The organism is Priestia sp. P5, assembly GCF_029522155.1.
GTDB classification, from domain to species: Bacteria; Bacillota; Bacilli; order Bacillales; family Bacillaceae_H; genus Priestia; species Priestia megaterium_E.
In genome coordinates this window covers 124,271-138,115 of record NZ_JAKWFJ010000005.1, presented here as the reverse complement: position 1 = coordinate 138,115, position 13,845 = coordinate 124,271, and the positions used below count along the sequence as shown (strand labels likewise).

The 13,845-nt window shown below is 36.5% G+C and carries 15 protein-coding genes, 1 tRNA gene and 1 rRNA gene; 14 read left to right on the top strand and 3 right to left on the bottom strand.

Annotation, left to right across the window (positions count from 1 at the left end; genetic code table 11):
• The first annotated feature begins 11 nt into the window (after nt 1-11).
• The 9 genes from rrf (at nt 12) to MMB69_RS24850 (ending at nt 6,918) form a co-directional block, all read left to right on the top strand.
• Nucleotides 12-127: ribosomal RNA gene (rrf, locus tag MMB69_RS24890) — 5S ribosomal RNA — on the top strand.
• 11 nt (nt 128-138) lie between these two features.
• A tRNA-Met gene (locus MMB69_RS24885) sits at nt 139-215 on the top strand.
• A 138-nt stretch (nt 216-353) separates the two neighbouring features.
• The gene (locus MMB69_RS24880) at nt 354-959 is read left to right on the top strand and encodes a hypothetical protein (protein WP_033580913.1); all 606 of its coding nucleotides are present in this window, start codon (nt 354-356) and stop codon (nt 957-959) included.
• A gap of 145 nt (nt 960-1,104) precedes the next feature.
• Complete coding sequence (locus tag MMB69_RS24875; RefSeq protein ID WP_277448578.1) at nt 1,105-1,251, top strand: hypothetical protein; 147 nt, start codon at nt 1,105-1,107, stop codon at nt 1,249-1,251.
• A 288-nt stretch (nt 1,252-1,539) separates the two neighbouring features.
• A complete protein-coding gene (locus MMB69_RS24870) occupies nt 1,540-2,037 on the top strand; it encodes a GNAT family N-acetyltransferase (protein WP_013055206.1) in 498 nt (165 codons plus the stop codon).
• Nucleotides 2,038-2,289: 252 nt separating this feature from the next.
• Nucleotides 2,290-4,062, top strand: coding sequence for an extracellular catalytic domain type 1 short-chain-length polyhydroxyalkanoate depolymerase (locus MMB69_RS24865; protein WP_277448577.1), 1,773 nt, complete (start codon nt 2,290-2,292; stop codon nt 4,060-4,062).
• 278 nt (nt 4,063-4,340) lie between these two features.
• On the top strand, nt 4,341-5,594 hold the full coding sequence (locus MMB69_RS24860) for a LysM peptidoglycan-binding and 3D domain-containing protein (RefSeq protein WP_277448576.1): 1,254 nt from the start codon (nt 4,341-4,343) through the stop codon (nt 5,592-5,594).
• A 208-nt stretch (nt 5,595-5,802) separates the two neighbouring features.
• The gene (locus MMB69_RS24855; RefSeq protein WP_277448575.1) at nt 5,803-6,564 is read left to right on the top strand and encodes a M15 family metallopeptidase; all 762 of its coding nucleotides are present in this window, start codon (nt 5,803-5,805) and stop codon (nt 6,562-6,564) included.
• A 225-nt stretch (nt 6,565-6,789) separates the two neighbouring features.
• The gene (locus MMB69_RS24850) at nt 6,790-6,918 is read left to right on the top strand and encodes a YjcZ family sporulation protein (RefSeq protein ID WP_013055210.1); all 129 of its coding nucleotides are present in this window, start codon (nt 6,790-6,792) and stop codon (nt 6,916-6,918) included.
• A gap of 53 nt (nt 6,919-6,971) precedes the next feature.
• Here MMB69_RS24850 and MMB69_RS24845 read toward each other — a convergent pair whose 3' ends face one another.
• Both MMB69_RS24845 and MMB69_RS24840 read right to left on the bottom strand, forming a co-directional pair.
• Nucleotides 6,972-7,508, bottom strand: a complete 537-nt coding sequence (locus MMB69_RS24845) for an SH3 domain-containing protein (protein WP_277448573.1) — start codon at nt 7,506-7,508, stop codon at nt 6,972-6,974.
• A gap of 160 nt (nt 7,509-7,668) precedes the next feature.
• On the bottom strand, nt 7,669-7,842 hold the full coding sequence (locus MMB69_RS24840) for a hypothetical protein (protein ID WP_013081589.1): 174 nt from the start codon (nt 7,840-7,842) through the stop codon (nt 7,669-7,671).
• Between the two features lie 148 nt (nt 7,843-7,990).
• On the opposite strand from MMB69_RS24840, the gene MMB69_RS24835 reads away from it, so the two are divergent.
• From MMB69_RS24835 to MMB69_RS24820, 4 genes are all read left to right on the top strand, one after another.
• Complete coding sequence (locus MMB69_RS24835) at nt 7,991-8,821, top strand: GNAT family N-acetyltransferase (protein ID WP_277448572.1); 831 nt, start codon at nt 7,991-7,993, stop codon at nt 8,819-8,821.
• A gap of 478 nt (nt 8,822-9,299) precedes the next feature.
• Nucleotides 9,300-10,751, top strand: a complete 1,452-nt coding sequence (cls, locus tag MMB69_RS24830; protein ID WP_264408846.1) for a cardiolipin synthase — start codon at nt 9,300-9,302, stop codon at nt 10,749-10,751.
• A gap of 174 nt (nt 10,752-10,925) precedes the next feature.
• Nucleotides 10,926-11,417, top strand: a complete 492-nt coding sequence (locus MMB69_RS24825) for a YflT domain-containing protein (RefSeq protein ID WP_221785202.1) — start codon at nt 10,926-10,928, stop codon at nt 11,415-11,417.
• Between the two features lie 75 nt (nt 11,418-11,492).
• Entirely contained in the window at nt 11,493-11,720 is a 228-nt protein-coding gene (locus MMB69_RS24820) for a hypothetical protein (RefSeq protein WP_221785201.1), read from the top strand.
• A gap of 231 nt (nt 11,721-11,951) precedes the next feature.
• Here MMB69_RS24820 and MMB69_RS24815 read toward each other — a convergent pair whose 3' ends face one another.
• On the bottom strand, nt 11,952-12,161 hold the full coding sequence (locus MMB69_RS24815; protein WP_025753598.1) for an alpha/beta-type small acid-soluble spore protein: 210 nt from the start codon (nt 12,159-12,161) through the stop codon (nt 11,952-11,954).
• 270 nt (nt 12,162-12,431) lie between these two features.
• On the opposite strand from MMB69_RS24815, the gene MMB69_RS24810 reads away from it, so the two are divergent.
• Entirely contained in the window at nt 12,432-13,763 is a 1,332-nt protein-coding gene (locus tag MMB69_RS24810; RefSeq protein ID WP_221785200.1) for a prolyl oligopeptidase family serine peptidase, read from the top strand.
• Nucleotides 13,764-13,845 lie beyond the last annotated feature (82 nt).

Here is a 13,845-nt window from a genome sequence, read left to right as displayed (position 1 = left end):
GCAATCTCTTGTCTGGTGGCGATAGCGAAGAGGTCACACCCGTTCCCATACCGAACACGGAAGTTAAGCTCTTTAGCGCCAATGGTAGTTGGGACTTTGTCCCTGTGAGAGTAGGACGTTGCCAGGCATTTTTATTATCGCGGGGTGGAGCAGTTCGGTAGCTCGTCGGGCTCATAACCCGAAGGTCGCAGGTTCAAATCCTGTCCCCGCAACCAAATTATCTTTTATACATACTTGAATATATTATTACTATCCTTAGGCATAGCCTAAGGATTTTTTGTTTGGCTATATTTATAAACACTTGTTTAGGTTATGATATAAGATAGTGATGCAGATTAATCAGGAGGTTTTTTATGTTACAAAGTAATATTCAAACTTATATTGAAAAAGAAATGAACGTTCAAGGTCAATCTTTATCTCTATATCAAGAAGAAAAGGAATATGCGTTGCAAAAAGAGTTGGTGCCGCAAAACCTGATGATAGAAGAAAAAGAGGCATCTTCACGTTTTAAAGATTCTTATATCGAAAGAGTAGATAAAGAAACGGACGAGCTGATCGCAGAAGAATCTCCTCTTTCGTTTTTAGATACTCCTCTTTCTTACTTAAAAGAACACAGAAGTGAATTTCTATATGTAGAATCAAAATGGTTTGAATTTATTAAGCTTGATGGATGTTCTTTTGAAGTGGATGATGTGTTTGGCACATATAAAGTATTAACGGGGCTACATATGCAAAAAAAATTCGGTTCTGTACTAAAACAATTTTTTGCTAAAGAGCTTAATGACGGCCCAACAAGCGTCCAGCTTTTATTTAATGATAAAGATGGATTATGGGATGTGAATATTGAGTTAGATGCTATAAAAGAGTTTGATGAAAAAATGTCAATAGGTGAAGCTCTTGTTCTTACATATCGCTTTTTCTTTCATCTAGTGGAGTATGTAGAGAACGAAAAAGCTTAAAAATGATGATTACTTTTACTATAAAGATGCTGGGACAAAAGCAGTTTAGTTAACGTTGAACACGAACTATCTATCAAAAATAGATAGTTCGTGTTTTTTAATGGTCATGGTGAACGTAGGTTTCAGTATGAGGTGCTTCTAGCTGTTGGTTGGAGGGCAAGGCTCCATCGCCCGCGGAAAGCGAAGCCTTGCACGTAAAGCAACAGCGGCGGAACAAGCATCCCAGGTTATTTATCCGGGTTGTTCGTCTTTAGATTGCATTCATTTCGTTATGGCCCAATTTCTTTTTTGATAGGTGATACATAATGAATGTTAAGTGAAGCTGGAAATATATTTACATCTCTATGTTTTTATGGAATGATAAAGAGTATCTTTACATATATGACTGATATGGGTGAAGAACAACTATCAGGAATCTTTCTAGTTTTTTGAGAAAGCAGCCTACATATTAGCTGTTAATAGTACTCCGAGCAAGAAAGCTTCCGTAGGATGAAGTATAATATATACATACAGGAACTATTTTTAACTCTATAAAAAATGTCTGCTGACGTATGGGATTATAAATAAAGAGGGGATGTTCATGTTATTAAGAAAAATAAAGTCTGAAGAATTGGCAGAAGTCTATCAAATGGGATATGCGGCATGGCCTAAAGGCAGGACGTACAAAGAGTATGTTAGAGATAATCAAAAAGAAGAAACATATGGAATTCGGTATGTATATGTAAATGAAGAGAATCAAATTATTGGTTCATTTATTTTGCTTCTTTTACAAACTCCTCGATTAAAGTTTGCTTTGCATGGTATTGGGTCCGTTGTTGTTCATCAGCTTTATCAACGAATGGGGTATGGCCGAGATATGCTTGAAGACTTTTTTAAAAAGATGAAGATAGAGAAGCGCAGCGCTATTTTTATGCTTTATAGCGATATTCTTCCTGAATATTATCATCAGTTTGGGTTTAAGGAGCTCCCTTCTCATTTACAGCGTTATCCTCAATCCATTGCTATGGTAAATTGCAGCGAGTCACAATATGAATACTTAAGTAAGCAGTCCATAGAAGACATACCGGCCTATTTTTAAAAGGTATGTCTTTTTTATAGTATTTATCGGCACAATCGTTTACAGTTTTATGTAAGCGTTTTCTTTATTTGGGAGATGAATGATTTTATTCGTCCTCATAACCGTACGCAAATCGTGCAGTTAATATAAATTTCATTACATAAAAACTTGCTATTATCTTACTAATAACTCTTATCCATTCCATACCATACCGATATGTACGTACGTTTGCTGCTAAGTATAACCATATCAATATAAGGGGGAAGCAGGAAGATGAAACGATTATTTATAGCAGGGATGATTTTTATACTTTTTTTATCTTTGGGTGCTGTATCTTCTTCAGCCGCAGGAAGTTTTACCTCTAAAACATATAACGGAAGGACATACAAACTGTACGTACCTAACGGTTATCAGGGAGATGCTGCTTTACCTCTAGTAGTTATGCTACATGGCTGTACTCAAGACCCTGATCAATTTGCAGCAGGAACCCAAATGAATGAACTGGCGGAGACAGAGAAGTTTCTTGTTCTTTATCCAGAACAACCCTCTTCTGCTAATTCAAATAAGTGTTGGAACTGGTTTGATACAGCTCATCAATCAACGGGAAGCGGTGAACCAGCGTTAATTGCTGGAATGGTCAATCAAATAAAAAGCAGTTATTCAATAGATGCCGACCAAGTCTTTGTTGGAGGGCTATCTGCTGGTGAAGCTATGAGTGTTATTATGGGAGCTACTTATCCAGACATATTTGCGGCTATCAGCGTTGGGGCTGGCTTAGAATATAAAGCAGCGACTAGTGTGACAGGTGCTTATACAGCAATGAGCAGTGGAGGTCCTAATCCTATCCAACAGGGAGATTTAGCCTATTCAGCCATGGGAGATCATAAACGAGTGGTTCCAATTATTTTGTTTCATGGAACAGCTGACTACACTGTTGCGCCTATAAATGCGCATCAAATATTATCGCAATGGGCTCAAACAAATGATAGAGCCTCTGATGGGCTGGATAATAACAATATTGATGATACGGCAGATCAAACTTCAACAGGTACAGTATCTGGTGGAAGAAGCTATACGCAATATATTTACAAAGATACAGCAGGAAAAACAGTAATGGAAAAGTACACGATAGAAGGAATGGGACATGCTTGGTCAGGAGGAAGTACATCTGGTTCTTATACAGATCCTAAAGGACCAAATGCAACTAAATTAAGCTGGAACTTTTTTAAAAGCCATTCGAAAAGTGGTGATGCTCCTAATCCAGGAGATATATCCCCACCGGTTACAACTGCTTCACCAGCGGGAGGAACGTATGGAAGTTCTGTTTCTGTCACATTATCAACCAATGAACCTGCCACCACTTACTATACATTAGATGGAAGCATACCAACTGTTAATTCTCTAAAGTACTCTGAGCCTATTACCATCAACTCTAGCAAAACAATAAAATTTTTTAGTGTAGACGCAGCGGGTAACCAAGAGGAAGTAAAGACGGAAGTTTATCAAATTTCTGGAACTTCAGAGAAATCTTCAGTATTTTCTTCGCTTGCTGCTGAAGATGGATTTATCGGAAACTTATCAGCTGACGGTATGAGTAGTTCTATTCATAAAATTGGGGATAAAGGAATGTACAATACCGACACATACCGAACCATTTTATCTTTTGATACAAGTTCTTTACCTGATGATGCAATCGTTACGGATGTATCTTTAAAAATTTATCGCAAATCTTCAACTGGTAATATTTCATCTTTGAAAGGCGATATTAAAAGCGGTGTATTTGGAACTAGCAGCACTTTAGAACAAATAGATTATCAGGCTTCACCATCTATTTCAGGGGGCTTCCAAATGTCAGTGCCTTCACTCAATAATGGATATACAACTATTCAACTTCCTTCCTCGCTTTGGGGATATATGAATAGGACCGGCAAAACTCAGTTTCGCTTGTCAAGCTCAGGTCCAGCGGACTTTTTAAGTGACGTAGTTGAAATTTATGGGGGCGACAATCCTGCATACGCTCCAACTTTAACTGTTTCATATCAGTAAAAAAACCTTCTAAAAGCTAACTGCTTTTAGAAGGTTTTTTTGCTGATAAGTTACTTTTATCACCGAATACAACTCCAACTTTTTATAGAGTTTTCTTCAAATTTTGACATGATTTTGATGAAATTTAATCATTATTCAAAAATGAATTGTCAGAAATATTACAAGAAAATGTTTAAAATTAATTAAATCCGTAATAAAAGTAAAATATTCCTGTAATGGAAGTGAAATGAACAGGTGGTATCATTCAGTCATTGAGTAAATAAGGAGGTATTCGGAAAATGAAGAAATTTGTATTTACTCTAGGGACAACGGCAATTCTTTCAGCAGGATTTGTAGGTGCAGCATCTGCCTCTACAAGCGGAACGTATGAAGTACAAAAAGGTGACACTTTATGGAAAATCGCTCAAAATCATAATGTGAGCGTAGACGAGCTAAAAGATGCTAATAACTTAACATCAACACTAATTTATCCAAATCAGACACTAAACTTATCTAGCATAAAAGAAATCGTACATACTGTAAAACGTGGTGACACTTTGTGGTCAATCGGTCAACATTATGGCGTAACAGTAGAAGAAATTAAAGAATGGAACGGTTTAACATCAGACTTAGTTTTCCCTGGAGAACAATTTAAAATTAAAACGGCACAAGCAGCTCAATCTCAAACAGCTAGTGCGCCAGTAGCAAAGGCAGCTCCACAAGCGCAGCAGTCTCAAACGGCACAAGCTCAGCAAGAACAAGCAGCACAAGAACAAACGCAAAAAGAACAAGAGCAAGCTCAAGTAGCAGCACAAGCACAGGCAACCCAAGAGCAAGCACAAAAAGAACAAGAGCAAGCTCAAGCAGCACAAGCACAGGCAGCCCAAGAGCAAGCACAAAAAGAACAAGAGCAAGCTCAAGCAGCACAAGCACAGGCAGCACAAGAACAAGCACAAAAAGAACAAGAGCAAGCTCAAGCAGCAGCACAAGCACAGGCAGCCCAAGAGCAAGCGCAAAAAGAACAAGAGCAAGCTCAAGCAGCACAAGCACAGGCAGCACAAGAACAAGCACAAAAAGAACAAGAGCAAGCTCAAGCAGCAGCACAAGCACAGGCAGCCCAAGAGCAGGCACAAAAAGAACAAGAGCAAGCTCAAGCAGCAGCACAAGCACAGGCAGCTCAAGAGCAAGCACAAAAAGAACAAGCAGCTCAGCAACAACAAGCAGCTCAACAGCAGCAACAGCAGTCTCAACAGCAAGCTAGCGGCAAGTCTATGACTGTTGAAGCAACAGCTTATACAGCTAACTGTGCTGGATGCAGTGGTACGACAGCTACTGGAGTAAATTTAAAATCAAATCCAAATCAACGAGTAATTGCGGTTGATCCTAGCGTTATTCCATTAGGTTCAAAAGTATACGTTGAAGGTTATGGTCAAGCTGTAGCGGCAGATACGGGTGGCGCAATTAAAGGAAATCGAATTGATGTATTCGTTTCTTCAGATAGTGCTGCACAAGACTGGGGCAGAAGATCAGTTAAAATTACAGTTATCGACTAATACTAGTCTTATAGAATAGAAATAAAAAGAGATGTCTTTTAGGAGACATCTCTTTTTTACGTTTAAAATGAACGTTTGAAAAAAATTAGGTCCGGGCATACTGAAATTTATAGTAGGAATTAGTTTGTTATATTAGTAATTATTTCTTGATTTATATACAATGTTTGAGTGGCCTAAAAAGCTGAAAATATGTCAGGAGTATAGAAATATGAAACTTTATAAAAAAATGGCTTTACTAATAGTGCTGGGTGTGATCGCAGGATTCTCGTATCTAGGCTATCAAGGATTATTTCAGCACGACGATCATTTGAACACGTCTGATCATAATCCTTTATCTTCTTCTAAACAGAAGCAAAATAGCATAGAAGTTGTTGGGAACCCCGAATCCATTGCCGTGCTAGTAAATAAACAAAATCTTCTTCCTGATCATTATGAACCCACTGACCTTGTATACCCAGACGTTCGGTTTATATTTAAAGAAAAAATTGAAAAGCGACAAATGCGTACAGAAGCAGCAAAAGCGTTAGAAAGAATGTTTTCAGCTGCTGAACGAGAAGGGATTTACCTAGCCGGTGTTTCCGCTTATCGTTCTCAAATTCGCCAGGAATCTCTTTATCAAGCGTACATAAAGCAAGATGGAGAAGCGGCAGCCAGTCATTATAGCGCCCATCCAGGCAGCAGTGAGCATCAGACTGGTTTAAGTATAGATGTATCAAGCAGCACAGGTAAGTGTGCGGCTCAAGATTGTTTTAAAGAGACTCCTGAAGCCAAATGGATTGAAAGAAATTCATATAAATACGGATACATTGTTCGCTATCCAGAGGGAAAGCAGCAGATTACGGGTTATAAATATGAGCCGTGGCATATACGATTTGTCGGAAAAAAACTCGCCTCTAAAGTGTATAAAAAAGGAATTACGTTAGAAGAATATTATAATGACTACATGCAAGTTGATAATCCAGTTCAATAAAAAAGAAGAGTTATATAAACTCTTCTTTTTTTGTATTGCTGGAATATACCCTTACTTTAAAAGTTGGAACGAGGGAAAGAGAGATGAACCACGGGATGCTATATCCTATGCCTTACTAGTAAAAGAGTTAACGCTTATAAATTATAATGAATTTTGTGATAAAGAATACTCATGTTCGTTTTCATTTCCCTTCACATATTCTACAAAAAAGGGAGGTGAAAGAAAATGAGTTTTTACGGAGGTTATGGTTATGGATACGGATACGGAGCAGGTCACGGAAGTAGCTTTGCGCTAATCGTTGTGCTATTTATTTTGCTAATTATCATCGGTGCTTCATGGGCAGGGCACTATTAATAAGGTGTCTATAAATAAACTCCCTTGAAATAATTCAAGGGAGTTATCTGTTTTTATCTATAATTAGGTAACTGTAAGTACGAAGTGCTTACATATCCTTTAAAGCCGTTGTATTCTACAAAAGCCCAATCAAATGAAAGCTTGTTATCTTTGGAGTAGCCCCAAGCTAAGAAGCTGACGCTTTTTCCTTTAGGAATAGTTGTTACAACTTTGTTGCTTGTGCTAGGCCCTGTACGTAAATTAAGGTTAGCAGCTGTACGAACAGTAGTAGGGACTTTCATTAAATAGGAAGTACTGATATATCCGGTGCCGCCAATTATTTTAATGGTAGCCCAGTCTGCATTTACAAACTTGACTACTTCGATTTGATCTTTTTTTCTTAATGTATCAAGAATCTTTCCCTGAGTGCTAGGCTTTGAACGTATATTAAGTACGTTTGCGGTCACTTCATATACGCTGAACGGTGCGTTTATTTTTTCTGCTGCACTTGCTGTTTGCTCGTGAGTGAATGGCAGTGTTCCAGATAGGGATGAAAAAGCAAAGCCCGCTGCTAATGCAAAAACCGATATAGATTTTGTAATTGTCTTCATACAAATATCCAACTCCTTAGTGAAATAGGTAATGACTTTTCTATAACACTAAGAATAAGGGTTACTTGTTTCTAAATTGTTACCAACATATATCCCAGTTGTAAATTTATAAAAGGTCTGTAAAAAGGTTTATTTCACAGACCTTTTAATAGCTTTATTGTTACTCCTCCTCGCGATCTTCCGTTGATTTGTAAAAAGAAAAATATACAAAAACAGATAGTACTGTTCCATAAATGCTCCACAAAGCTAAGGCAAAAATAAATTCTTTCTGCAGGCAATAAATAATCGTTAAAGCAACTAGTGCAATAAAACTTATTAAAATGGTCTTTTTCATAAGCATCCCGCCTATTTAGTTTGATTACTCTATATGCTTTTTGATCTTGCTTTTACCCTATAATTATTCGACTATTGCGCTAAAGATGAAAGGAAAAAGTTAAATAAAGCCGAACTTATAATAAAAAGAGAGATGAAGGAGGATACGTATGTTAGCACAACATGTACTAGAAGATATACAGAAACTACAGTCTATTTGCGAACAAGAAGAACATATAGAGCTGAAGCTGAATTTTGATATGTTACGAAGTCGAAAACAAAATGAAGTTAACGATTTTTTTCATTATGAAGATAATCAGCTTGTTGGATTTATTGGTCTTTATGGGTTTGGGAATACAGTAGAAATATGCGGAATGGTCGCTCCTAGCTATCGCCGAAAAAGGATTTTTTCAAAGCTGTTTTCTCAAGCTTTACATATATGTAAAAAGCGCAGGTATACAGAGATTTTATTGAATGCTCCTGGCGATTCGGTTTCAGGCAGGGAGTTCTTAAAGCAAATTCCATGTTCATTTACTTTTTCAGAATATCAAATGAAGTGGACAGAAAAAGAATTGGAAGATGATAATCCCTTTGTTACACTTCGCTCTTCCCAATCAGATACCGATATGAAAATGGAAATGCAAGTTGATGTGGAATGCTTTGGTATGTCTTTAACAGAAGCAGCTGCTTATTATGAACAAACGAAAACGGAAGAACAGCAAAATCATTTTATCGTAGAGTACAATAATCAAGCGGTTGGAAAGTTAAGGGTATCTTATGATAAAAGCGAAGCATGGATTTATGGATTTGGTATTTTACCTTCTTATCAAAAATTGGGAATAGGAAAAGCTGCTTTAAAACAAGTTGTTTTAAAGCAGCTTCGGCTAGGATATGATATATTTCTTGAGGTTGAAGCGAAAAACAAACGCGCTTTGCAACTCTACGAAACATGCGGTTTCAATTCATATCACGTGCAGGATTATTACGTATACAGCTTGTAGATAAAAAACACGGAAATCTTAGATTTTCGTGTTTTTTATTTATATATTAGATGATATGTGCTTTTTTGAGCAAATAATGAGAAAGTAGAGAAAAAGTGATATGCCCGTTGATAGAAACAGGGAAGACCATACAAACATGATAGGAGCGCTGCAAGTAAGGATACACGTAAGAATACCTCCAATAAATGCTTTTCTAAATAATTAATAAGCCGTATACCCCAGGCTAATACTGACAAATACATTGGTGAGGCTAAGAAAAATAAAAGAAAAAAAACAAATTATTTCCCCCTTATTTTTAATACACAATAAAAAGAAATATTCCACATTTTTAGTGTAGCAAAAAAGAAAGAAACAATAAAATTTGGATCCTAAAGGTGAAAAAGCAAGCCATCTGTGTTATGTATAGTAAGGTGAATGAGAACGTTAAAAAAGGGAATGAGTTAATAAAGCGATGTAGTAGAAAGAAAGGAGTAAAAGGATGGAATTTGCCCATATCTTTACACTAAGTGTATCTGTTGTAACAGCTATTAATATTTTATTAGCCGGTATTCTTATTTTCATCGAACGAAGGGATATAGGATCGACATGGGCGTGGCTTCTTATTTTATTTTTTATACCGATTGTCGGCTTTATTGTATATCTATTCTTTGGAAGACAGCTAAAACAGAAGAACTTTTATAAGTTATCATCTGATGAGCGGGAATATTTAAGATCTTCAGTAGATGAACAACTAAAAGAACTTAAAGCTACCCATGAGTATCGAAATGATTTATTGATTCAACATAATAAACTGCTGTTCACTAATTTAAATTCTTCTAAGTCACTCGTGCGCACGGACAATGAAATTGATATCTTTAGTGATGGTAATCAGAAATTTGATGCATTGTTTGAGGACATTCGAAATGCTAAAAAAGAAATTAATATTCAATATTATATTATTCAACGAGATAATCTTGGGGGAAAATTAAGAGATGAGCTAACAAAAAAAGCAAAAGAAGGCATAAAGGTTCGCGTTCTTTATGATGAAGTAGGATCTAGAAAAATGACGCCATCATTTTTTAAGGAGCTTATTTCATATGGCGGCGAAGCACAAGCGTTTTTCCCTTCAATTCTTCGCTTAATTAATTTTCGGATTAACAATCGAAATCATCGAAAGCTTTGTATTATTGATGGTGAAGTAGCATACATAGGAGGATTTAACGTAGGAGATGAATATTTAGGGTTAGATCCAAAAATGGGTTATTGGAGAGACACTCATTTTCGCATTAAAGGAGAGTCAGTGAACGATATTCAAGGGAGATTCATTTTAGATTGGCATCAAGCAACAAAGCAGCCAATTGAACTGGAACAATTTTTGCATCGTACAGAAACTCATTCTGGAACGGTTCCTGTACAAATTGTAGCAAGCGGTCCAAACTCGACTACTCAGCATCTGAAAAACATGTATATCTCATTGATTATGTCGGCCAAAGAAAGTGTGTACCTTCAAACGCCTTACTTTATTCCAGACGCAAGCTTTATGGATGCTTGTAAAATTGCTTTATTATCTGGAGTAGAGATTCATATTATGATTCCAAACAAACCCGATCATCTTTTTGTTTATTGGGCTACGTGGTCTCATGTAGGCGAACTGCTGACGTATGGTGCAAATATTTATCTCTATGAAAAAGGCTTTTTGCATGCTAAAACGATTGTAGTAGATAATGAAGTGTCTTCTGTAGGAACGACGAATATTGATCCACGAAGTTTCAGCCTTAATTTTGAAGTGAATGCAGTTGTATATGACCAGCCTATTGCGGAAAAGTTGCAGAACCTGTTTCTTGAAGATGTGCAATGCAGTTCAAAATTAACGTTTGAACGATATAAAGAGCGCTCTCTTCTTATAAAATTTAAAGAAGCGGTATCTCGCTTACTGTCACCAATTTTATAATAAAAATCATTGATATCATGAAACAGGCTTGAATTTTTAGATTCAAGTCTGTTGTTTTATTGGTTTCTCCTTGTAAGGAGAGCGAGAGATAAAGTTAAAAAGTTTTACTAAAAAATCCAAGGGTATTAATACTATAACAAGCTAAAAAATGATAATACCTAGGAGGAATAGAAAATGACAAAAAATGTAGTAGGTACGTATGATTCAGAGGCAGCCGTTATTACAGCGATTCGAAATTTAAAAACACAGGGATATCCGGATAGTGCACTTTCTGTTTTGACAAACAGTGGCCTGAGTCATGAAAATACAGAAGCGATTGAGCATTCTGCAGGAATTGATGTGCAAACAGTTGATACAGATCAACACTCAAAACACCATCAATCCTTTATGGAGAAAATAAAAAATGCTTTTAATCCGTCTGAAGAAAAAATGGATCAAGATGTTAATCGAATCGAAAATCAATTAACCGAATATGGTGTACCTGCTGCAGAAGCTTCCTCATATGTATCTGATCTTAAAAAAGGAAAAGTTTTGCTGATGGTAGATGCAGTTGAGCATGATAAACACAATTCAGCTCTAGGGCAAACAGTGACACCTGCTGAAAAATCAGCTGATCCAATGAATGAAAAAATGTTATACGGCAATCACGAAAATAAAATAAGGTAATGTTGAAGTAATCAAATGCGATAACAAAAGACTGCGTTCTTAAATAAAAGCTAGTTAACGAAAGGAAGGGGACCGATGAGAAATCTAGAAAAAACGGAATATGAACTTGACTATTTAAAACAGCAGCAAGAAGTTAATCAAGAGCTCATCAAAGTTTCACAGTCTCTTGTCGCTACGTTAAAACAGTATGAAGAAGAACCTAACAATACAGATGTGTTAGCTGTAATCGCTGATTTAGAAGGTCAGCAAGAACAGCTCAAAGCAAAGACCGAAAAGATATCTGAAGAGCTTGCACATTTATAAAGTGAGATAAAAGAAGTTCCTATAAAAGGAACTTCTTTTTATGTTGTATTATACACAATCTATTGTGAGAGAAAGAGAATTTTATATACCCGGATGTTAACGTTATGGGGATAGTGGTTTTGTTTTAGATACATATAGATGAGAAGGAAAGCGATAAGAGATTATATAAAAATGGGAAAAGGAAGGACGGTTATTCGCTCTTCCTCCAGCCGTATTGCTTATGATAGTGATTTAGAAACGTCCGCCGCCAAGTTGCTGTTCAGCCATTTGCACAAGACGTTTCGTGATTTCGCCGCCTACTGAGCCGTTTGCGCGTGCAGTTGCGTCAGGACCAAGAGTTACGCCAAATTCGCTAGCGATCTCATATTTCATTTGATCGATTGCTTGTTGAGCACCGTGTACTGCTAATTCGTTGCTGCTCTTATTTCTGCTGTTTGCCATCATAATCAACTCCTTTTATAAGGTTAAGATTATGATTTGATTAATAGATAGCTTTTATACATAAAATAAAAAAATTTTTTCAAGGATTTATAGAATATGCTTATTGGAATATAGTTACAAAATTTTCCGCTAGGCAACGGAAAATAATTATGTGTAGAAAGAGAGAGAGGTCACGTAAAATAGAACACAAGTAAGTAAGCGGTTACATATTATTCGGAATAGAAAGAGAATTTTAATATTCCTATTCTATTTAAAAGGAGGAGATTTTCTATGTATCAAAGGTTAAAAAAGTCTGTACTATTGGCTATTACATTGAGTTTAGCAATTGGCATTGTACTCTCTTATGAGAAAGCAGCGCTGGCGAAGCAGACGCACGAAAAAGCTACATCCTATCGTACAGTGACAGAGATTTATGATTGGGGAGCGGCGATCACAAAAATTATTATTGACTTAGGTGAACCTGTTCCAACTAATTCACTTACAAAAGAAACGTTTAAGGTGCATGTGGCTCGAAGTGATAGTCGATTAAAACCGTCTTTATTGGAACAAGGAGATCGTACAGTAAAAAAAGCCTATGTATCTGATAAAGATGGACAACCAGCCGTACATAATGGAAAATATGCAGTTTTAGAAATGGAAGTTGGACCAGCTGTTTCATTAGGAGCACCACTAAATTATGATGAATATGGTACAGGGTTAAATGCATGGATAGACAGTCAATATACCATTACTCAGCAAAAAGATATCGTAACAAAGAAAGGAAAGTTGTCAGGGCTTGTAGTGAAACAGTTTGCGGGAGAGAAAAGAGAGCTCGTAGATGATTTTACCATTCAAAAAGGTATATATCATAATATGGAATTGGCATACGCAAGTCATGCGCCGGCAAAGGATAAGAAAAAGAATCCATTAATTATTTGGCTACATGGTGGAGGAGAAGGAGGAACAGATGCAACAATTCCCTTATCTGCCAATAAAGCTGTTAGTTTTGTCACAAAAGAAACTCAGGCTTATTTTGAAGGTGCCTACGTTTTAGTACCGCAAGCGCCAACAAAATGGATGGATGGTTATACAGCTGAAGCGGATGGAACTTCTATTTATAAAGAATCACTGATGGCTTTAATTCAAGAATATGTTTCTAAAAACCCTGATATTGATCCAAATAGAATCTATATCGGAGGAGCATCTAACGGCGGATATATGACTATGCTCATGATTCGTGATTATCCCAACTACTTTGCAGCAGCATTTCCGGTATGTGAAGGACTAAATGATAGATTAATTACGGATCAAGATATTGAAAAGATGAAAGAAACGCCTATTTGGTTCGTAGCCGCTAAGAATGATACGGTTCTTCCGCCAAACATTAACACTCTTCCAACTTATGAACGTTTGGTGAAAAGACATACAAATAATGTTTATTTATCACTATTTGAAGATGTGCATGACACCACAGGTTTGTATAAAAATAATGATGGTTCGCCCTATCAGTATAATGGACATTCATCTTGGATATATCTGTATAATAATGAACCCAACGCTAAAATAAACGGCAGCACAACAAGCATAATGGAATGGATGAGTAAACAATCGTTGAAAAATTAATCATTTTAAAAAAAGCTGTTGAACGTTGAACAGCTTTTTTATTTCTCTTTTACAACGAAAGACTGTATCTAAAATAAACGAT